Source organism: Lentilactobacillus senioris (assembly GCF_026798195.1).
Classification (GTDB): Bacteria; Bacillota; Bacilli; order Lactobacillales; family Lactobacillaceae; genus Lentilactobacillus; species Lentilactobacillus senioris_A.
The window spans coordinates 122,451-140,895 of sequence record NZ_JAPQEZ010000002.1 but is presented as its reverse complement, the minus strand read 5'-3'; the positions used below and the strand labels follow the sequence as shown (position 1 = coordinate 140,895).

At 41.0% G+C, this 18,445-nt stretch carries 18 protein-coding genes; 11 read left to right on the top strand and 7 right to left on the bottom strand.

Going from position 1 to position 18,445, the window contains the following annotated elements:
- Positions 1 to 2: 2 nt before the first annotated feature.
- The gene (locus tag OXT66_RS02760; protein ID WP_268595550.1) at positions 3 to 977 is read right to left on the bottom strand and encodes an asparaginase; all 975 of its coding nucleotides are present in this window, start codon (positions 975 to 977) and stop codon (positions 3 to 5) included.
- A gap of 92 nt (positions 978 to 1,069) precedes the next feature.
- On the opposite strand from OXT66_RS02760, the gene OXT66_RS02755 reads away from it, so the two are divergent.
- From OXT66_RS02755 to OXT66_RS02730, 6 genes are read left to right on the top strand one after another with little or no spacing between them, the layout of a single operon-like run.
- Positions 1,070 to 1,441: a hypothetical protein gene (locus OXT66_RS02755; RefSeq protein ID WP_268595549.1), complete on the top strand. Its 372-nt coding sequence runs from the start codon at positions 1,070 to 1,072 to the stop codon at positions 1,439 to 1,441.
- A 59-nt stretch (positions 1,442 to 1,500) separates the two neighbouring features.
- Positions 1,501 to 2,610: an ABC transporter ATP-binding protein gene (locus tag OXT66_RS02750; protein WP_268595548.1), complete on the top strand. Its 1,110-nt coding sequence runs from the start codon at positions 1,501 to 1,503 to the stop codon at positions 2,608 to 2,610.
- A complete protein-coding gene (locus OXT66_RS02745; protein ID WP_268595547.1) occupies positions 2,603 to 3,418 on the top strand; it encodes an ABC transporter permease in 816 nt (271 codons plus the stop codon). The genes OXT66_RS02750 and OXT66_RS02745 overlap by 8 nt, the downstream gene beginning before the upstream one ends.
- The gene (locus OXT66_RS02740) at positions 3,415 to 4,221 is read left to right on the top strand and encodes an ABC transporter permease (RefSeq protein ID WP_268595546.1); all 807 of its coding nucleotides are present in this window, start codon (positions 3,415 to 3,417) and stop codon (positions 4,219 to 4,221) included. The genes OXT66_RS02745 and OXT66_RS02740 overlap by 4 nt, the downstream gene beginning before the upstream one ends.
- A gap of 2 nt (positions 4,222 to 4,223) precedes the next feature.
- Positions 4,224 to 5,294, top strand: coding sequence for an ABC transporter substrate-binding protein (locus OXT66_RS02735; RefSeq protein WP_268595545.1), 1,071 nt, complete (start codon positions 4,224 to 4,226; stop codon positions 5,292 to 5,294).
- Between the two features lie 58 nt (positions 5,295 to 5,352).
- Positions 5,353 to 5,688 (top strand): hypothetical protein, encoded by a 336-nt coding sequence (locus OXT66_RS02730; protein ID WP_268595544.1) that lies wholly within the window; start codon positions 5,353 to 5,355, stop codon positions 5,686 to 5,688.
- 46 nt (positions 5,689 to 5,734) lie between these two features.
- Here the strand turns inward: OXT66_RS02730 and OXT66_RS02725 are convergent, their stop codons facing one another.
- A complete protein-coding gene (locus OXT66_RS02725) occupies positions 5,735 to 8,455 on the bottom strand; it encodes an HAD-IC family P-type ATPase (RefSeq protein WP_268595543.1) in 2,721 nt (906 codons plus the stop codon).
- A 75-nt stretch (positions 8,456 to 8,530) separates the two neighbouring features.
- The gene (locus OXT66_RS02720) at positions 8,531 to 8,740 is read right to left on the bottom strand and encodes a hypothetical protein (RefSeq protein WP_056978715.1); all 210 of its coding nucleotides are present in this window, start codon (positions 8,738 to 8,740) and stop codon (positions 8,531 to 8,533) included.
- Between the two features lie 68 nt (positions 8,741 to 8,808).
- Here OXT66_RS02720 and OXT66_RS02715 point away from each other — a divergent pair, with 68 nt between their 5' ends.
- Positions 8,809 to 11,175: an ATP-dependent DNA helicase gene (locus OXT66_RS02715; RefSeq protein ID WP_419146374.1), complete on the top strand. Its 2,367-nt coding sequence runs from the start codon at positions 8,809 to 8,811 to the stop codon at positions 11,173 to 11,175.
- 51 nt (positions 11,176 to 11,226) lie between these two features.
- Here OXT66_RS02715 and OXT66_RS02710 read toward each other — a convergent pair whose 3' ends face one another.
- Positions 11,227 to 12,270, bottom strand: a complete 1,044-nt coding sequence (locus OXT66_RS02710; protein WP_268595541.1) for a lactonase family protein — start codon at positions 12,268 to 12,270, stop codon at positions 11,227 to 11,229.
- A 92-nt stretch (positions 12,271 to 12,362) separates the two neighbouring features.
- On the opposite strand from OXT66_RS02710, the gene OXT66_RS02705 reads away from it, so the two are divergent.
- The 3 genes from OXT66_RS02705 to OXT66_RS02695 all read left to right on the top strand — a co-directional run bounded on the left by OXT66_RS02705 (position 12,363) and on the right by OXT66_RS02695 (position 14,905).
- The gene (locus OXT66_RS02705; protein ID WP_268595540.1) at positions 12,363 to 12,848 is read left to right on the top strand and encodes a hypothetical protein; all 486 of its coding nucleotides are present in this window, start codon (positions 12,363 to 12,365) and stop codon (positions 12,846 to 12,848) included.
- A 99-nt stretch (positions 12,849 to 12,947) separates the two neighbouring features.
- Positions 12,948 to 13,430: a Fur family transcriptional regulator gene (locus tag OXT66_RS02700; RefSeq protein ID WP_268595539.1), complete on the top strand. Its 483-nt coding sequence runs from the start codon at positions 12,948 to 12,950 to the stop codon at positions 13,428 to 13,430.
- A 227-nt stretch (positions 13,431 to 13,657) separates the two neighbouring features.
- Positions 13,658 to 14,905 carry an N-acetylmuramoyl-L-alanine amidase family protein gene (locus OXT66_RS02695; RefSeq protein ID WP_268595538.1) on the top strand — a complete coding sequence of 416 codons (1,248 nt, stop codon included), beginning with the start codon at positions 13,658 to 13,660 and terminating at the stop codon, positions 14,903 to 14,905.
- Positions 14,906 to 14,931: 26 nt separating this feature from the next.
- Here the strand turns inward: OXT66_RS02695 and OXT66_RS02690 are convergent, their stop codons facing one another.
- From OXT66_RS02690 to OXT66_RS02680, 3 genes are all read right to left on the bottom strand, one after another.
- Positions 14,932 to 15,702, bottom strand: a complete 771-nt coding sequence (locus tag OXT66_RS02690; protein ID WP_268595537.1) for a YibE/F family protein — start codon at positions 15,700 to 15,702, stop codon at positions 14,932 to 14,934.
- Complete coding sequence (locus OXT66_RS02685) at positions 15,690 to 16,820, bottom strand: YibE/F family protein (RefSeq protein WP_268595536.1); 1,131 nt, start codon at positions 16,818 to 16,820, stop codon at positions 15,690 to 15,692. The genes OXT66_RS02690 and OXT66_RS02685 overlap by 13 nt, the downstream gene beginning before the upstream one ends.
- A 134-nt stretch (positions 16,821 to 16,954) precedes the next feature.
- The gene (locus tag OXT66_RS02680) at positions 16,955 to 17,383 is read right to left on the bottom strand and encodes a universal stress protein (RefSeq protein ID WP_268595535.1); all 429 of its coding nucleotides are present in this window, start codon (positions 17,381 to 17,383) and stop codon (positions 16,955 to 16,957) included.
- A gap of 141 nt (positions 17,384 to 17,524) precedes the next feature.
- On the opposite strand from OXT66_RS02680, the gene OXT66_RS02675 reads away from it, so the two are divergent.
- A complete protein-coding gene (locus OXT66_RS02675; RefSeq protein WP_268595534.1) occupies positions 17,525 to 18,424 on the top strand; it encodes a hypothetical protein in 900 nt (299 codons plus the stop codon).
- The last annotated feature ends 21 nt before the right edge of the window (positions 18,425 to 18,445 follow it).

Sequence of the window (18,445 nt, the reverse complement as noted above, 5' to 3'; positions counted from 1 at the left end):
CCTTACGAAATGGCGTCACTGACGAAGTTGGCCAAATCAGCACCGGTTTTACCAGCACTTAACCCTACCAATAGCTTAATACGGGCTTTAGGTCCGTTTAAGCCCCGACAGAAAGTAACACCCATTTTCTTTAATTCAATTCCGCCACCCTCATAACCATAAATGTCTTGGGCAACTCCGTTATAACAACGAGAAACTAAGACAATTGGAATATTATGGGCTAATAATTTAGTAATTCCAGCTAGTGTTTCTGGTGGCACGTTACCAGCACCAGTTCCTTCCAACACTAAGCCTTTGGTTTCTGGTCTGTCAATAGCATCAAATAAGAAACTATCCATTCCAGCATAGGCTTCTAGTAAGTAGACATTATCAAGCACCTGATCAATATCACATACTTCGGATTGCACTAGTTCTTGGAAAAAGACCGCTTTGTGTTCTACAATCAAACCAATTGGTCCAAAAGTAGGAGTTCTAAAAGTATCCACGTTAGTTGTATGGGTTTTAGTTACGTATCTAGCAGTGTGAATTTCATCATTCATCACCACTAAAACGCCCTTGCCGTAAGCTTCTGGGGTTGCGGCTACTAATACAGCCGACTGAAAATTATAAAGACCATCTGAACCGATTTGGTTAGATGAACGCATTGCCCCGGTCATGACTACCGGAATAGTGTTTGGAAGCGTAAGATCTAAGAAGTAAGCCGTTTCTTCTAACGTATCCGTACCGTGAGTAACAACTACGCCGTCAATCCCCTCGTCTTCTGCACGCTTAATACGTTGCTTAATCTTAAGCATGTGTTTAGGGGTAATGTGGGGAGATGGTAGGTTAAATACTTCTTCATTAATTAATTCAATCTCGTCATTAAGGGGTCCAGTTGCTGAAGCAATTGGGTTTGCACTGTTCGGAGTTACTTCTCCATTTTCATCTTGTGACATTGAAATGGTACCGCCAGTATGTAGCGCCAAAATTCGTTTCATTTTTGGTTCCTCCGTTTTTTATAATTATCTCATTCTATTGTACAGTTATCCGATTTTAATTTGAACCATAATTCACGAAAGAAGGAAAATTCATGAGTCAATCTGATCGTTTTTTTCAACCACAAAACTCCAAAGATGCGATGCGTCAAATCGAAAAGCTTTTTAATCAATACAAAGACGCTCCGTTAACTAGTGAACTAATTGCTTACCACCGTTCGCTAGTGAGTCGGCTACAAACCGATATTTTAGCAGCCGCTAAGCAAGAACATGTCCCCGAGCGAATCGCTGCTAACCGATCCATGATAGACATCATGAACCGTTGGCTCACCATTCGTTTAAGTGGCCAACCCTATAATGGTAAAATGAAAAGTTTCAAGTTTGTGGCTGAAAACAGTAACCCTAAATTTAAACGCCGAGTTCTCAAAACAAAAGGAACAAGCAATCACCGATCCGCTAGGCATTAGCGAAGACACAATGCTATAATTAAATTAATATTGGCTTAGAGATTGGAGGTTCGATTCACATGAATCAACCCATCATTGAATTATCTAATGTATCTAAAAAATACGGTGACCAAACCGTATTAAAAAATATTAACTTGCAACTAAACCAAGGAGATTTTTATACCCTTTTAGGTCCTTCTGGCTGCGGTAAAACTACCATTTTACAAATCATTGCCGGTTTTACCCAACCAACCAGCGGTCAAGTGTTGTTTAACGGCAAACAAATCAACGATCTACCAGCAAATCAACGTCCCTTAAACACAGTCTTTCAAGACTACGCTTTATTTCCTAATATGTCGGTATTTGATAATATCGCCTATGGTCTTAAAATTCATAAAACTCCCAAAGCAGAAATTGCTGAGCGAGTTCATGAAGCTTTACATCTAGTTCAATTAGACGACTTCGGCGAACGTGAAATTGCCGAATTGTCTGGTGGTCAACGCCAACGAATCGCAATTGCTAGAGCGGTGGTTAACCGCCCTCAAGTCCTATTGCTAGATGAACCACTATCGGCGTTAGATGCCAAGTTGCGCAAAGACATGCAATATGAACTACGAGAATTACAGCAAAGTCTAGGAATCACTTTCTTATTTGTGACCCACGATCAAGAAGAAGCCCTAGCAATGAGTGATGATATTTTTGTCATGAATAAAGGCGAAATTTTACAAGAAGGCGATCCGGTGGATATTTACGATGAACCGATTAACCATTTTGTAGCTAATTTCATCGGTGAAAGTAACATCATCCCCGGTAAAATGATTGCGGATTATAAAGTTGCGTTCTTAGGACACCAGTTTGAATGTTCTGATGCGGGCATGCAACCTAACGAACCCGTGGAAGTGGTAATCCGACCAGAAGATTTAGTCATCACCACTGCCGAAAAGGGTAAGATTCAAGTCAAAGTAGCTACTCAACTATTCCGTGGGGACCACTACGAAATTATCGCTTTTGATCAACAAGATAACGAGTGGCTAATTCACTCCACTAATGCTACTGAAGACGATGCCATAGTAGGATTGCAATTCGGACCTAAAGATATGCATGTCATGCGCTACAACGAAACCGAAGACATCTTCAACCAACGATTAGAAAGTTATGAAGATGACGATGAGGAGCCAGATCATGACTAAACAACGAAAAGCAATTTTATACGTTCCTTACCTCCTATGGTTATTGTTATTTGTGGTAGCACCAATGGCCTTGATTTTTTACTATTCCTTCTTCAACGTTGAACATCAATTCACCCTGGCGAACTACGCTAAGTTTTTCACCTCGGGTACATACTTAATGATGACGGTCAATTCGGTTTGGTACGCCCTTTTAATCACAGTGATTACCCTACTAATCAGCTATCCTACTGCCTGGTTTATTACCAAGTTAAAACACCGTGATCTATGGATTTTGCTGGTCATTTTACCAACCTGGATTAACTTATTATTAAAAGCCTATGCTTTCATCGGCCTTTTTGGTCGGGGGGGCTTAGTTAATAGTGGTTTAGCCGCTTTAGGATTGGGATATCATCAACTTTTATTTACCAACACTAGTTTTATCTTAGTAGCCGCCTACATCCAAATTCCGTTCATGATTCTACCAATCTACAATTCGTTAACGGAAATTAGTGACTCCTACGTTAAAGCCAGCTGGGACCTAGGCGCTACTAACCGGCAAACTTTTTGGCATGTTATTTGGCCCCTTTCAATGCCCGGAGTAAAATCTGGTATTCAAATCGTCTTTATTCCTTCACTCTCCCTTTTCATGATTTCGCGTTTAATTGGCGGAAACAAGATTATTACCCTGGGGACTGCGGTTGAAGAACATTTTTTGACCACGATGAATTGGGGGATGGGATCTACCATCGGCGTAGTTTTAATTATTTCGATGCTGATTGTGATGGCAGCCACCCGCAATCGGCGCCATAAAGGGGGAACCTTCAAATGAAAAAAAGTCTCCTGCGTTGGCAAAACTGGTTTTTGATTATCGTTTTTGTCATTTTATACGCTCCCATTGTCTTTTTAATTGCCTATTCATTTAGCAGCGGCACCACCATGGACCATTTTGGTCACTTAAGTGGCGTTCATTACGTTGAATTGCTTAGTGATAAGCGTATTTTGGCCATTTTTTTGGATACCATCTTAATCGCCCTGTTATCTTCAACGTTAGCGACTATTGTCGGTACCCTAGGCGCCATGGCTATCCATAACGCCAAGCACCGCCAAACTAAACAGGCGCTCTTGTCTTTTAATAGTGTCTTGATGGTCTCTCCCGACGTTATTATCGGGGCTAGTTTTTTAATTTTCTTTACAGCATTACGCGTTCCATTAGGATTTTGGTCGGTATTATTAAGCCATACTGCCTTTGAAATTCCCATTGTGGTCCTAATGATTCTCCCACGATTAGGAGAAATGAGCCCTTCCCTATTAAATGCTTCGGCAGATTTGGGAGCTTCTAATTGGCAAACCATGTCCCAAATCATTTTGCCGTTTATTTCACCGGGAATTATTGCCGGCTTCTTCATGGCGATCACCTACTCACTAGATGATTTTGCCGTAACCTTCTTTGTAACCGGTAATGGTTTTACCACCCTCTCAGTAGAAATCTACTCCAGAGCTCGGCAAGGAATTAGTCTAGAAATTAATGCCTTGGCTGGTATCATGTTCATCTTCTCGTTAATTTTAGTGGTGGTTTATTACTTGATTGAAAACCGCAAGCCCGTTAAGCCCAAACGAATGGGGGCGCTTTAACCTTGAAAAAAATTGTAAGTGCCTTAATCTTAATGCTGTTAATTTGTTTAGGATTAGCCTATGGTAGCCACCAATTACAACAAGCTACTGGTGACGGTGGCGATAAGGTTTTAAACCTTTATAACTGGGGCGATTATATTGATCCTAACTTATTAACCAAGTTTCAAAAAGAAACTGGCTACCACGTCAACGTCGAAACCTTCGACAGCAACGAAGCTATGTACACTAAGGTTAAGCAAGGTGGGACTAGTTATGATTTAACCATTCCTAGTGAATATATGGTCGAAAAGATGCGAGACGATCACTTATTAATTCCACTAGACCATAGTAAACTGACGGGCTTTAATAACTACGGTAAGGACTACCTCAATAAAAGCTTTGATCCGCATAATCAGTATTCGCTACCTTACTTCTGGGGAACGTTAGGCATTATTTATAACGATCAACTGATTAAGAAAAATAGTGTCACTCACTGGAACCAGCTATGGAATCCAAAATACAAAGATCAAATCATGTTAATTGATTCCGCTAGGGATATCATGGGCCTCAGTCTGATTTCGCAAGACCATTCCGTAAACACCACTAATTCTAAAGAATTAGTGGCTGCAAAAGATAAGTTAGACCGTCTGGCCCCCAACGTGAAAGCCATTGTGGCGGATGAAATTAAAATGTACATGGCCGAAGGTGAAGCCCCACTAGCCGTGGATTGGTCCGGAGAAGCCCGGGAAATGATGGATCAAAATCCTCATTTACACTACGTAGTTCCTAAAGAAGGCAGCAATATGTGGTTTGATAACCTAGTGATTCCCAAAACTGCTAAGCACTTCAAGGCCATCTATGCCTTTTTGAACTTTATGAGTCAGCCTCAAAATGCCGCTCAAAACGCTGAATACATTGGTTATGCCACCCCTAATACCGCCGCATACAAATTATTACCTGCCAGCACCAGAAATGATCAAGCATTCTATCCACCAGAATCAGTCATTAAACACCTACAAGTGTATAAAAACCTCAGCCAAGCTAAAGTCGAAGAATACAACGACCTCTACTTAGAATTTAAAATGCACAAGTAAGCTGATTGGTTGCAGTCAAAGTCAAAAAAGCATTAAGATAAGATTGAGGTGAATGAATATGGCAAATAAAACTAAAAAACAACGCGACGATATTATGATCGATATGAATGAATTTTTAATTACCTACGCCGCTTCCATTTTAGGTGGTAACGAAAACGTTTCTCAAAAAGTTTACGATACCGCTAAAGACGATATCAATAACTTGGATACCCTATTTGATGACGATGGTTTTGGTCGGAAAGAAAAATTCGTTGCCATTGGTGAAGGCTACCTTCGTGATAGTGAACAAATCAGCGGTGATCAACTCATCGAAGAAACTGGGGTATTAACCCAGGATGCTTTAAATTATTTAGGCAACCATATCGACCAATTTGAACATTGGCGAACAGAATAATAAAAAGCCGGAAGTCATATGACTTCCGGCTTTTTATTGGCATTAATTATGCCCCTAATTTATTCTTTTTAACTCGTAATTTAGCAATGTGTAACCGAGTTAATTTGACTACTTCGGTGACTGCTAAGACGATTAAGCCACACACAGTTGGTACCCACCAACCGTAGTAGAAATTAACGTTAGAAGTATGGAAGATCTCTTGCATAAATGGTACGTAGATCAAGAAGGCCTGCAAGGCAATCAGAATCGCAATAATCACAAACGCAGCCTTATTTTCAAAGAAATGCTTTGAGAAAATAGGGTACGAGTTGCGAATGTTAAACAAGTAGAAAATCTTACCAAAGATAATAATGTTAACGGTCATGGTACTTGCTAATACTGGTGTTAAGACTCCAGCATTGACGAAGCGGTCGAAGGTGAAAATCCCTAATGACGCAATTAGAATTGAGACATAGGTAATTTCTACCACGTCGAATTTACTCAAAATCCCCTTCGTAACGTCTCGTGGTCCCCGTATCATGATCGAATTTTCAGCCGGCTCGAAAATAAAGGCAAACTGAATCGTCAACGCCGAAACGGTATTAATCCACAGCAATTGGGTTGGGAATAATGGTAATTCTTGCCCCATAATCATACTAATTAAGACTACTAACCCTTCAGCAAAACTGGTTGGCAGTAAGAAACGAATAGTTTTTTGAATGTTATCAAAGACGTGTCGACCTTCTGCCACGGCATCCACGATGGTAGTAAAACTATCATTAACCAATACCATGTTAGCAGCTTCCTTCGCCACTTCTGTTCCTTTAATCCCCATGGCAATTCCGATGTTAGCTTGCTTCAAGGCGGCCGCATCGTTAACCCCATCACCAGTCATCGCAACGATTTTAGCGTTAGCTTGTTGAGCTCGCACAATTCGTAACTTATTGGCTGGAGTGGTTCTGGCAAAGACGTTGTACTTACCAATTACTTTGGTTAGCTCTTCATCAGATAGTTCGTCGATTTCAGGTCCGGTAATAGCATGAATTGATTCCGCTAAGCCCAATTGTTTAGCAATTGCGGTAGCCGTATCAGGATGATCACCAGTAATCATGTTAACTTGAACCCCAGCTCGCCGTAAGTTAGCAATTGCCGGAATTACCTCTTCACGTGGTGGATCGATGATACCGACTACCCCGCTAAGCCGGATTGCAGCGCTAATTTCGTCCGGATTAATTTCGTCGATTTGTTTGACCGGAACAGAGCCTAACGCTACCACCCGCAAACCTTTACTACTTAATTCTTTCACCTTGGCTTGCCAACCGGCAACGTCAAAGCTAGCATCGGCTTTTTTAACCATTTCAAAAATGGTATCCGGAGCCCCTTTGACCATTAATTCGCGTTGACCATCAACGTCAACTAACCGCGCACTATAGCGGTAAGCCGAATCAAACGGTAAGGAATCAATTTCGTTAATATCAGGAGCATGCCCTTCTAACTTATGGTACAGCGTCGTTAACGCCCCATCGGTTGGTTCACCGGTAATACTCCACTGGTCGTCTTGTTGCACTAGTTCAGCATCACTGGTTAAGCCAGCAATTTCAACTAGTTCGCTAAAGTCACTATCAGTCCGCCAATCAGTTGGTTGACCAGCTAATAACACTTCACCGGCAACATTTCCGGTATTGGTCGCAAAGCCCACACCGCTAACGGTATAGTGATGTTTAGCGGTAACCACATCGGTAACCGTCATTTCGTTTTTAGTTAACGTCCCGGTTTTGTCAGTATCAACAATATCCACGGCCCCCAAAGTTTCCACCGCTGGTAAGTTCTTAACGATGGCCCCTTTCTTGGTCATGGTTTGAACCCCACGGGCTAATACTACCGAAGTAGAAGCTGGCAATCCTTCAGGAATGGAACCAACTACCATAGTGATGATAGCGATCGTTAACGTCGGTAAACTATAGATCTTAGTAAATAACCCGGCGATAAACAGAACTACCGCTACTACCACGATAAATAATGACAAATTAACCCCCAGTCGGTTTAAGTTTTTCATCAATGGGGTAACTTGTTCCTTCACGTCTGAAACGTCTTGTTGGATTGAGCCGATTTCCGTATCCGTCCCAGTTTTAACAACGATTCCCATCGCAGAACCCTGAGTCACGGCGGTAGAGGCGTAAGCCATGTTAGCTCGCTCGGCTAACGCTACCTTATCAGCATCAATGGGATCTTCGCCCTTTTCCACAGAATTACTTTCACCAGTCAGCGTGGATTCTTGAATTCGGAGGTTATCAGCGGCAATCAACCGCAGATCGGCAGGCACCGCGTCCCCCGCCTCTAAATCAACCAAATCACCAACTACTAAATCCTTAGCCGCCACTTCAATTTTATGGCCATCGCGCACTACAATGTTTTGGCTAACCAATAAATCTTGGATTTTGCTAAGGGCATTATCGGCTTGCCGTTCTTGAACGTAACCAATAATGGCGTTGGCCACGATTACGAACCCGATTACGGCCGCATCGGAATAGTGACGCATCACAAACGTGATAATTGCCGCCGCAATTAAAATATAGGTAATCGCATTATTAAATTGGAGCAGGAATTGGAGCAACTTGCTCTTCTTAACCGTTGCCAATTCATTGGGACCGTTTTGACGTAACCGTCGTTCTGCTTCTTTGGAACTCAATCCATTTTCTGAATTCGTTTCAAACTGTTGTTCTAGTTCTGACGTTGATAAACGCCATAACTGTTCATCCGGAGGAACCTTCTGTGCTTCTTTTGTCATTTTTGCATTCACCTTTCTTAATTCAATGAGATTAATATTAATGATAAGGGATTAACTTAGCCACGTAAACTAAAATCACTTCAATAAGCCCCAAACTTGTTTATTAATTTCATCGGCCAGGACACGAGTGATTAGTTGGATCAATTGTTCAACCATATAGCTGTTAGCGTCAAACTCAACTTCTCGTTGATTAATTTTAGTAATCAGCATTTCATTGGTCTCAATTTGAATATTATATTGTTTAAAAATAGTTACAATGTCTTGTAACTTAGCTGCCGTCATCATTTTTAACTGTCCCCTTTTTTGGTATTTACTTTATAGTATAATAGATGCCTAACTAAAAAGGAGTCTTAATCATGCTCAGTCAAATTGGCGTGAGACAACTCGTGGAATTTCTGTTTCGCAGTGGGGACCTCAACGTCGCCGCAGGTAGCGATAACAGTATGCAAGCGGGGAGTCGCATCCACCGTAAAATTCAAAAAAGTTGGCCAGCAACTTACCAAGCAGAAGTGGCCCTTAGCACCACCATTGATTACTACGACGATCAATACGTAATTAGTGGCCGAGCTGATGGCATCGATACTGCCACTGACATCCCGTTGATTGAAGAAATCAAAACTTCGGATGTTTTATTTGCGGAACTGCCGGTTGGTACCTTAAACCTTTACTGGGCTCAAGCCAAAGTTTACGCCTACATGTACCTAGCTGAACATCCAGCAACTGATATCACCCTCCAGTTGACCTACGTCCAAACCCCGAACGAAGTTACCACCGTTACCCAACAAAAACTAACTAACGAAGAAGTTCAACAGTTTTTTACTGAGTTAGTCACAGAATATCAAAAATGGTTAAAATTACGCCGAGAGTTAAATACTAATCGAGTTCAAACCGCTCAAGCGCTTCAATTTCCATTTGATCATTATCGCAAAGGCCAACACGAACTAGCGGTTTCAACGTATAAATCCATCTTGTTAGAAATTCCACTATTAGTTGAGGCTCCTACTGGAACCGGGAAAACCATCTCGACTTTATTTCCAGCAGTCAAAGCAATGGGTGAACAACTAATTGCTCGGGTCTTTTATTTGACTGCCAAGCAAAGTACCAGACGGGTCGCCGAACAGGCGTTGACCTTAATGACTGAACGCGGATTAAATCTTAAAGCCATCACCTTAACCGCTAAGGATAAGATTGTCCTGCCAGAAGAGACAGACTTAGCCCCAGAAGATAATCCCTACATGGTCGGTTATTATGACCGCATCCGGCCCGCCATCATGGACATTGTTGAACACGAAACTTTGATTACCCGGGAGATCGTTCAGCAATACGCTCGCAAACATATGGTAGATCCTTTTGAATACTCACTTGATGTCAGCCTATTTTGCGACGTAATTACCTGTGACTACAACTACTTATTTGATCCTCAAGTTCACTTACAGCGCTTTTTTACGGTGCCAGATAAAAATAATTGTTTTCTAGTGGATGAAGCCCATAACCTAGTAAAACGATCTCGGCAAATGTACTCTGCTGAAATCACTTCAGCGCCCATTTGGCCCCTAATCAATCAGTTAAATGATGCCCCGGGTAACAATCAAACGTTAATAAAGGCCCTAAAAGCCTTCAAACGGGCATTTCGTAAATACGGGCGCAGTGCCCGCGAAAGCGACGAGCACCAATTATTTCAAACTGCTGACGTTCCTAATTTTAATAAAGCCGTTGCTAAGTTTATCGATGCGGTGGCTGATTGGCTGCCTAAACAGGATGGAGAATCTGACTGGCAGGCTTTGTTAGACTACTACTTCAATTGCCGCCGATACCAGTTAATCAGTACCTTTTACCAACCTGACAAATACCAAACTCAAGTGAGTTACGGGGACAAACAGTACCGTTTTCGCCAAATCTGTTTAGATCCTAGTGACCAAATTGCCGACAGTCTAGCATTAGGTCGCAGCGCTATTCTATTTTCCGCGACGTTGAGTCCGCTTTCTTACTATCAACGCCTCTTTGGCCTTGCTGATAATAGCGGGGTCCAAGCATTACCCTCTCCGTTTGATAGTCAGCGTCAACGCTTAGTTATCGCTAGCCAGATTCAAACCACCTATAAAAACCGCCCTAACAGTATCCCCCAAATCTGTGACACCATTAACACCATGGTCCAAGCTAAATCTGGCAATTACTTAATCTTTTTTCCCTCGTTTAAATACCTAGACGAAGTGGCCACTACTTTTGCTAACCAGTTCCCTAATCTACAAATAATTCGGCAAACCCCAGCTATGAGTAACGAACAACGCCAAGCATTTTTGGACGCTTTTAGCGATACCCAAACACCGAAAGTCGGGTTCGCATTACTAGGTGGACTGTTTTCAGAAGGAATTGATTTACGGGGATCCCAACTAATTGGCGTCGGGATCGTCGGGGTGGGCTTACCCCAACTAAACACGGAAACGAATCTATTGCGGGATTATTTTGACGAACAAGTTGGCGATGGTTTTGCCTATGCCTATCAATTACCCGGATTTAACAACGTGGCTCAGGCAGTTGGTCGCCTGATTCGCACTGAAACCGATGGTGGCGTAGTGGTATTAATGGATCAACGGTTCAATACCCCCCGTTACCAGCGCTTATTTCCTAAGCATTGGTCCCAAATTAGCCGTACTATAAATAGCAACCAACTGGCTCAGCAATTAACAGATTTTTGGCGTGGCTTTACTAACAAAAAGTAATATAATAAAAATAACCAGAAAAGCTATAGCCTTTCTGGTTATTTAATTAATTTATTTTCTAGGAGCAACACAGATACCTTCTGGAACCGCAAAATCCTTTTGAATCAAGGTTAGCTTACCAGTTTGAGCATCTCGTTCAAACAAACTAGCGTTGCCACTATTTTGATGAGGAACGATCACAAAGTGTTCGTCGCTATTAAAGTTAAAGTCTCGAGGAAAATCTCCTTCAGTAGCAATTCGTTGCACCAAAGTAACCGTTCCGTCCGCAGCCGTTTCAAAAACGGCGATGGTGTTGTTACCTCGATTAGAAACGTAGACAAAGCGACCATCACTAGACATGCGTACTGCAGCTGCCCCATTATGGGCAGTCCAATCAGTAGGAATAGTGGAGATAATTTGCTTAACGGCAAAGGTAGCTGCTTCTTCGTTGTATTCCAAGACCGCCAAGTTACTACTTAATTCACCAACTAAGTAGGCGACGCCCTTTTGGTTGTCAAAAGTAATATGGCGGGGGCCAAAACCACTTTCCATTTCAAATTCGGAAACTAAAGATAATTTACCGTCAGCGGTGATGTCGTATAGGAACAATTTGTCGATCCCTAAATCAACTACCACTAAGCGACCATCAGGCGTAACGTTGGCAAAGTGAGGATGAGGCCCATCTGCTTGTTCTGGCCGGGGACCGACCATTCCTTGATCGGTTTTACGATCGGTTAATTCTAAGCGGCCATCAGCTAAAATTCGGTAAACACTAACCGTACCTAAATGGTAGTTGGCTGTATAAACTAATTGTCGCTTTTCATCGATTGCCAAGTAAGCCGGATTAGCACCAGGATCTAATTGTAGGTCAACCTGGTTAGCCGGAATTTGATCATCTAAAACCAACACTCCTCCTTGAGCTTCATCGTTAGGCCCTAAGACTTTATCAACCGAATAGATTCGGTGAGCGTCAGACTCAGCCAAATAAGTTGGATTAGTCGCTTCAGCAACCAGTTGCAAATTTTGCAATTGCTTGGCTTGCGTATCTAGCTCCAGTTGGTAAATTCCTTTACTAATAGAATGGGTATATGTACCGATTAAAAATTTTTCAATCAAAACTATTCGCCTCCATTGCTAATTAACAACTTCATTATGCCACAGCTAACGCGAAAACGATACCAAAAATACTTAGCTGAGAAAGGATTCCTATGCCATCATTTGAACAACTTCATCCGGTCTTAACCCCCCATTTTCGGTTGGAATGGTTAACTAAATTTCCGGTCAAAGCAATCATCCACGAGTTTAGCTTAACTCCTACTGCTCAAACTAACTTAACAATTCCTAACCAGCCCTTAGAAGTGGTTGCGTTTGTTAACCAGACCATGCGCCAAGTAATGGCTCAACAAGAGCTAACTTGGGGATTTGCTGCCCTAGATAACCCTAGTTTTTTAGGCTTTATCAGTATCCAAAATCCCCATGAAGAAGTCACTGACATTTCATTTTGGTACACTGATATTTCCACTGCCGCTTTTAGTGAAATTTTTAGTCGCACCGTGACCTTCATCACCGACCATTTTGAAACCAAAATTATTCAAGTTAAATTAAATACCGTTAACCTAGAACTCAGTAATATATTTAAGCAAACGGGATTTACTAGTCCAGATGAATTAACCTGGCAACTGCAGGTACACTAGTATTTAGTAACCCAAAACTGAAATATTTGCGAAATTATTTCAAAAAGACTAGAATGATTCTAAACAAACTCGATTATTTTGAAAGGAGGCTCCCGCCTGATGACCGAAGAATCTGCAGCTCAAACCTTGGCCGCTGTTATCGCTAAGTTAAAATCCCGCAATATTCGTATTACTCCACAACGGGAAGTCATTTTAAATTATCTAATTACCCACCACAATCACCCCGATGTTGAAACCATCTACCAAGGAATTGCTGATCAACTACCTAATTTGAGTGTTGCCACCGTTTATAACACCCTAAAGTTATTTATTGATAACGATATCATCATTGAACTACCTAGTACCGACAAGGACGGCAGCCTTCATTACGATTTCTTCGGCGTGCCCCATTTTCATGCTATCTGTGAAAACTGCGGTAAAATTACCGATGTATTTGCCGATGAATACAGTGCTATTAACAAACAAGTAGCTCAATTAACCCGTCAACAGACTAACTACCAGGTGACTAATAGTCATCTAGAAGTCTATGGCTTATGTCCAGAGTGCCGACAAAAACTTAATTTACAAAAAGGGACCGGTTAATTAAGTCTAATATTGAAGAAATGTTGCAATCTGTTATCAACATTTAACATGTTTGACACCTTTGCGTTCAACCCCACTAGTAGCAACGCTTTTAAGCTATTAGTGGTTTTTTTATGGCTTGTTTTTCCAATCTAATTTGCGTAATATAGCTTTCGTTAGAGGTATTTAAAAAACGACTAAGTTTTCATTTAAAAAAGTTAAAAAGACATTTCTGGAGGAAACATCTATTGAAAAAGGGAAGTATTATCACTAGTTTAGCTACTTTAGGCGTTGCCGTTGTTGCTATGTTAGGATTCGGCCAAACTGCCAATGCTAGTTCTAGCGCAGTTAATAACTACATTAAAAATAACAACATTTCACATGCTCAAGTAACTTCATCCGTATGGAATGGTTTTCCTAAGAATAAATATCGGGGTGGCAAGGGTAAGCCTGAAGGGGTTGTAGTTCACGAAACTGCCAACAATAGTTCCACTTTATTTAACGAAGTGGCTTTTATGAAGCGTAATTACCAAAACGCATTCGTGCACTCATTCGTTGATGCTAGCCGAATTGTAAACATTGCTAATACCGATTACCTTTCATGGGGCGCTGGTTATCCAGCTAATGCTCGTTACGTTCAATTTGAACAAGTTCGAGTTCATTCTAAGAGTGCCTTTGCTCATGAAATTGCCAACGCAGCTTACTACACTGCCTACATTTTGGACAAGTACGACTTGAAGCCTAATGATGCTGCTTACGATGGTAAAGGAACCGTTTGGTCTCACTACTCAGTAGCTAAATTCTTAGGGGGTTCAGATCACAGTGATCCAGTTGCTTACTACTCTGCTACCGGTAAAAAATATTTCGGTGCTAAATACACCATGGCTCAATTCTATACGTTGGTAAAAGACTACTATAACGAAATTCAAGGAACTGGCGGAACCATTAATGCTAACGCTAAAAAAACCGTTAAGTATGACAAAGTTACCTACTCTGCTGGTTCTGGTAATGAAATCGCTAAGTTAAGTAATAAAAAGTCCAGCTACGCCCTTTATAATCACGTTAAGAATAGTCGGGCTAACGTTAAGAGTTACAAGTGGCCTAAAAACGCTAAAACTAACACCAAGGTTTACGTTGATGAAGTTGGTAAAAAAGCCAATACTAAGTGGTACCGTATCCGCTTCTCATCTAACACCAAAGCAAAACGCTATTGGGTATATAGTGGTGCTTTAAAGTTTGCTAGTGTGGGTTACACTGATACTGCTGCTAAAGTAACCGTTAAATCTGGTATTAACGATAGTACTAGAAACCATGTCTTTAACTCCAGTTATTTATCTAAAAAAGTAACTAACTTAAGTAGCATTGCTGGTCAAACTTTCACTGCTAACAAGATGGCTTCTATCACCGACTTAAACGGTAAAGCCAAATCTTACTACCGAATTAATGTAAACGGTCAAGATCAATGGATCTATGCTAACCACGTAACCGTTGAATAATAAAAAGGATTGAAATGATAATCATTTCAATCCTTTTTTTGGTTGGCAATAATATTGCGCCAATGACGACTCATTAATTGGGCCGTAATGGGAATAGCCAAAATAACTCCCAGAACGGCTATTAAAATGGCCATCAATTCCGTCGCAAATACTTTATCATTAATGATCTCACCAAAAGAATAATCTAGTCCCGTTAACCAAATAAATAACGCTAAAGAACTTCCAAAAAAGCCAAAAAATAACGTATTTAAAGCTGTACCGATAATTTGATGGCCAATTTGAATGCCATCCTTAGTTAAACTGGCAGCGCTAATTTGCGGGTGCTGACTAGTAATTTCATCTAACCCAGAAGCAATTGCAATAGCCGCCTCACTAATCGCCCCCAGAGAACTAAGTAAGGTAGTTACCATGGCGACCTGGGTAAAGTTAATTCCGATTAAGGTAGTTAGGCCCTCTAACTCTTCGCTATCTTCCAACCCAAAGCCGCCAATAGCGGCCCAGTTACTGGTGATTACAATGACAACTATTAAAATGGCCAGCACAATTAACGATGACCAAAAAGCCATCATTGAAGCCACATCACTAGCACTACTCCAAAAAATGGTAATTGCTAACAAGACGACACTAGCAACCATTCCCACTGCGAGCGGATTAAACTGAAATGCTATCAAGACGATACTAAAAAACAAGATTCCAAAATTGACTAACAAACTTAAAAAACTACTAATTCCTTGTTTGCCACCCACCGCGAGCATCAAAATTAATAGTAACAACCATAATCCCGTTATTGTTCCCATTTTGACCGCTCCTTTCGCACTGGTACTTTAATTCCCCAACTGGCTAATAAACTGGCCAATAGTACCGTCAAAACAATTCCAATCGCGCTGATTAAACTTGAAAGCATCCCTAACGACATGTTCATCGAAAAAGAATATGACCAAGTATTACCATTACGCAGATATATCAGGGTCATTGGTAAAGTTTCCGCCATAAAAATAAAAAAGAGCACATTAATTAGTGGTCCCATAATTGCTTGACCAATTTGGCGGCCAGAGTTGAATAACGCTCGCTTACTTAGTTCGGGGCGTTCCTGTTTCAAAGCTACCAATGAAGCAATAATATCAGTAGCTACATCCATAGCGGCCCCTAATACCCCAATAATTACCTCCGCTAAAAATAACGGTTTAGGCGGTTGAGTGACGTACTCCATGGACTCATAATAAACTCCGTGGGCCCCAGTTAATGCGATCACTATTTCACTAATAATAACTGCCAGCGCAGTAGCTCCCACTACTGCCAGCAACGTAACTACCATTTGCCGGTTGATCCCAATCACTAATCCCAGCGTAATAATGGCGAATACTACCGCTAAAGTAATGAAAATTGGAAGCACTTGGCCTCCGTCAGTTTGTTTATTTAACTGTAATGCTAAAATAAAGAGAACTGTATTGATTGCCATGCTAGCAATCGCACTAATCCCACTTCTCCCCAAAGTCATAAGTAAAATCATCATGGCTAACCCTACTAGTAACCAAATGACCTGGTCTCGCTTGCCGTCCTTAATAGTCGCTTTTAGTTTAGGTTTAGTATGTAAAACCACAAATATTTTTTGTCCCACATGATAACGCTGATCCATTGCCCTCGATTGAGAATAAGTATTTTCAATCGTGACTTGTTTTCCCCGTTGCCTACCATTAGTAATTTTACCAGTTAATATTTGAACTCGTTGTTGGTCTTGGTTATTAAACTCATCGCTTACCTTGGTAGAACGGCCGTTAGTAACCTTTTGAATTTGCACAATGGGTTGAGAGTATAAAAAATCGTCGTGTCCCACCAACCAAACGCTAAACAATAATAGGACCACCATCAATCCAAAACGATACCATTTAATTTGCTTTATTCCGTTAGTTTTCATAACCTGCCGGCTTTCTATTCTCTTAATTAATAGTCATTATTTTAGCACTTTCATTAATCATGGCAGTGACTAGAGCTAAACCTTAAGAAACAAAAAAAGGATTGGTACTAGACCAACCCCACTTGATTATTAATTTAATTTTCTACTACTAACACGTTGACCTGAGAATGCCGAACTACGTATTCGGTCGTTGATCCCAAGAACGCTCTAGAAATTCCACTCATTCCGGATTTACCCATTACCGTCAAATCGGTTTTAAGGGTTTCTGGTAGTTTTTCAGCGATTTGAATCTTCGGAATTCCCACCACGTAATGAGTTTCTACGTCCACTCCAGCCGCCTTAATTTCATCAGCGGCTTTTTGGAGGGTTTTATCGGCAGCTTTTTCAAATTGGTCCATCACGTCTTGTCCCAAGGTAACTCCATACTGAATATAACGTTGGTCGGTAGCAACCATTACTACGTGCAGTTTAGAATTGTGTACTTGAGCTAAAGCAATTGCCTCTTTGACAGCTTTTTCTGCATTTTCACTACCGTCGATCGGTACTAAAATATTTGCATACATAAGTTCCGCCTCCATTCTATCTTTGGCTTTATTTTAGCACCTTCTTTTTCAAAACGGAATTTAAATGATTACGCTCTAACCCTTATTTTATGATAGTATAGATGGTATCTTTTAACTAAATTAATGGAGCAAGTGTATATTATGAAAGCATCTCGTTTATTGATTCCCATTTTGGCACTGTCTGCAATTTTAACCGGTTGCGGTAACCAAAAACTAAGTACTACCAAAACTAATTATCCCGTCACTAACATGGCCGCTACCGTTAAAGGCACGGTTAAGGACACCAACACCGTTAAGTACCAAATTGACGATGGTAAAACTCAGTCAGTAAAGGTTAATTCCGATAACTTCTTCTTCACGGTTCCTGCTAAACAAGAGAAACAAACCGTCACTATCAAGGCCGGAAGCCAAGAAAAGAAGATCACTGTAAGTTCACAAAATAAATTAGGATCCTACAAGCAAGTAGCTAAAAAGTACAATACCCAATTAGTCCAAGCTAACTTACCTAAGAGTCTAATTACCAAGGCCCAAGCAGCGCAAAAGACTCAAAAAAGTACGGCCGCTAAATTAAAAGCGTTAGCTAAATCAGATCCCCAAAAAGCAATGCAAGAACAACAAAAATTGGTGGCTGCCGGCAAACAATTACAAGCCGAAATGGCTACTGCTAGCAAAGCCGCTGCCCAAAAGGTTAAAAACCAACAATTACCCGCTACTAGTGAAGGGCTAAAAACCAACGTTACTACTGATAACTATCAAATCAGAACTAACGTGGATAACGATGCCCTCCTAAGCGTGGGACTCATTATTCCTACCAGCCAACTCAAGACCACAGCCGGTCAAAAGAGTTTTGGAACCACTCTAGCTTTACTAGCCAATAGTACTGGGGCTGATGCTAAAAAAGTCCTCAAAGATTTTGGTAACCAAGTTAAAAAACAAAAAAATAACCAAAGTTCTACCCAAACCCATACCATTAATAGCAATGGTGTCAATTTTAAAACCGCGGTTTCAGTAGAAAAAATCTATATTTTTATCACCAAGTAATTAATTTAAAGATAGCAAAGT

Excerpts from the sequence above, each read along its gene's own strand:
- OXT66_RS02760 (WP_268595550.1), bottom strand. The coding sequence starts at position 977 with ATGAAACGAATTTTGGCGCTACATACTGGCGGTACCATTTCAATGTCA.
- OXT66_RS02755 (WP_268595549.1), top strand. The coding sequence starts at position 1,070 with ATGAGTCAATCTGATCGTTTTTTTCAACCACAAAACTCCAAAGATGCG.
- OXT66_RS02750 (WP_268595548.1), top strand. The coding sequence starts at position 1,501 with ATGAATCAACCCATCATTGAATTATCTAATGTATCTAAAAAATACGGT.
- OXT66_RS02745 (WP_268595547.1), top strand. The coding sequence starts at position 2,603 with ATGACTAAACAACGAAAAGCAATTTTATACGTTCCTTACCTCCTATGG.
- OXT66_RS02740 (WP_268595546.1), top strand. The coding sequence starts at position 3,415 with ATGAAAAAAAGTCTCCTGCGTTGGCAAAACTGGTTTTTGATTATCGTT.
- OXT66_RS02730 (WP_268595544.1), top strand. The coding sequence starts at position 5,353 with ATGGCAAATAAAACTAAAAAACAACGCGACGATATTATGATCGATATG.
- OXT66_RS02725 (WP_268595543.1), bottom strand. The coding sequence starts at position 8,455 with ATGACAAAAGAAGCACAGAAGGTTCCTCCGGATGAACAGTTATGGCGT.
- OXT66_RS02720 (WP_056978715.1), bottom strand. The coding sequence starts at position 8,740 with ATGATGACGGCAGCTAAGTTACAAGACATTGTAACTATTTTTAAACAA.
- OXT66_RS02705 (WP_268595540.1), top strand. The coding sequence starts at position 12,363 with ATGCCATCATTTGAACAACTTCATCCGGTCTTAACCCCCCATTTTCGG.
- OXT66_RS02700 (WP_268595539.1), top strand. The coding sequence starts at position 12,948 with ATGACCGAAGAATCTGCAGCTCAAACCTTGGCCGCTGTTATCGCTAAG.
- OXT66_RS02690 (WP_268595537.1), bottom strand. The coding sequence starts at position 15,702 with ATGGGAACAATAACGGGATTATGGTTGTTACTATTAATTTTGATGCTC.
- OXT66_RS02685 (WP_268595536.1), bottom strand. The coding sequence starts at position 16,820 with ATGAAAACTAACGGAATAAAGCAAATTAAATGGTATCGTTTTGGATTG.
- OXT66_RS02680 (WP_268595535.1), bottom strand. The coding sequence starts at position 17,383 with ATGTATGCAAATATTTTAGTACCGATCGACGGTAGTGAAAATGCAGAA.
- OXT66_RS02675 (WP_268595534.1), top strand. The coding sequence starts at position 17,525 with ATGAAAGCATCTCGTTTATTGATTCCCATTTTGGCACTGTCTGCAATT.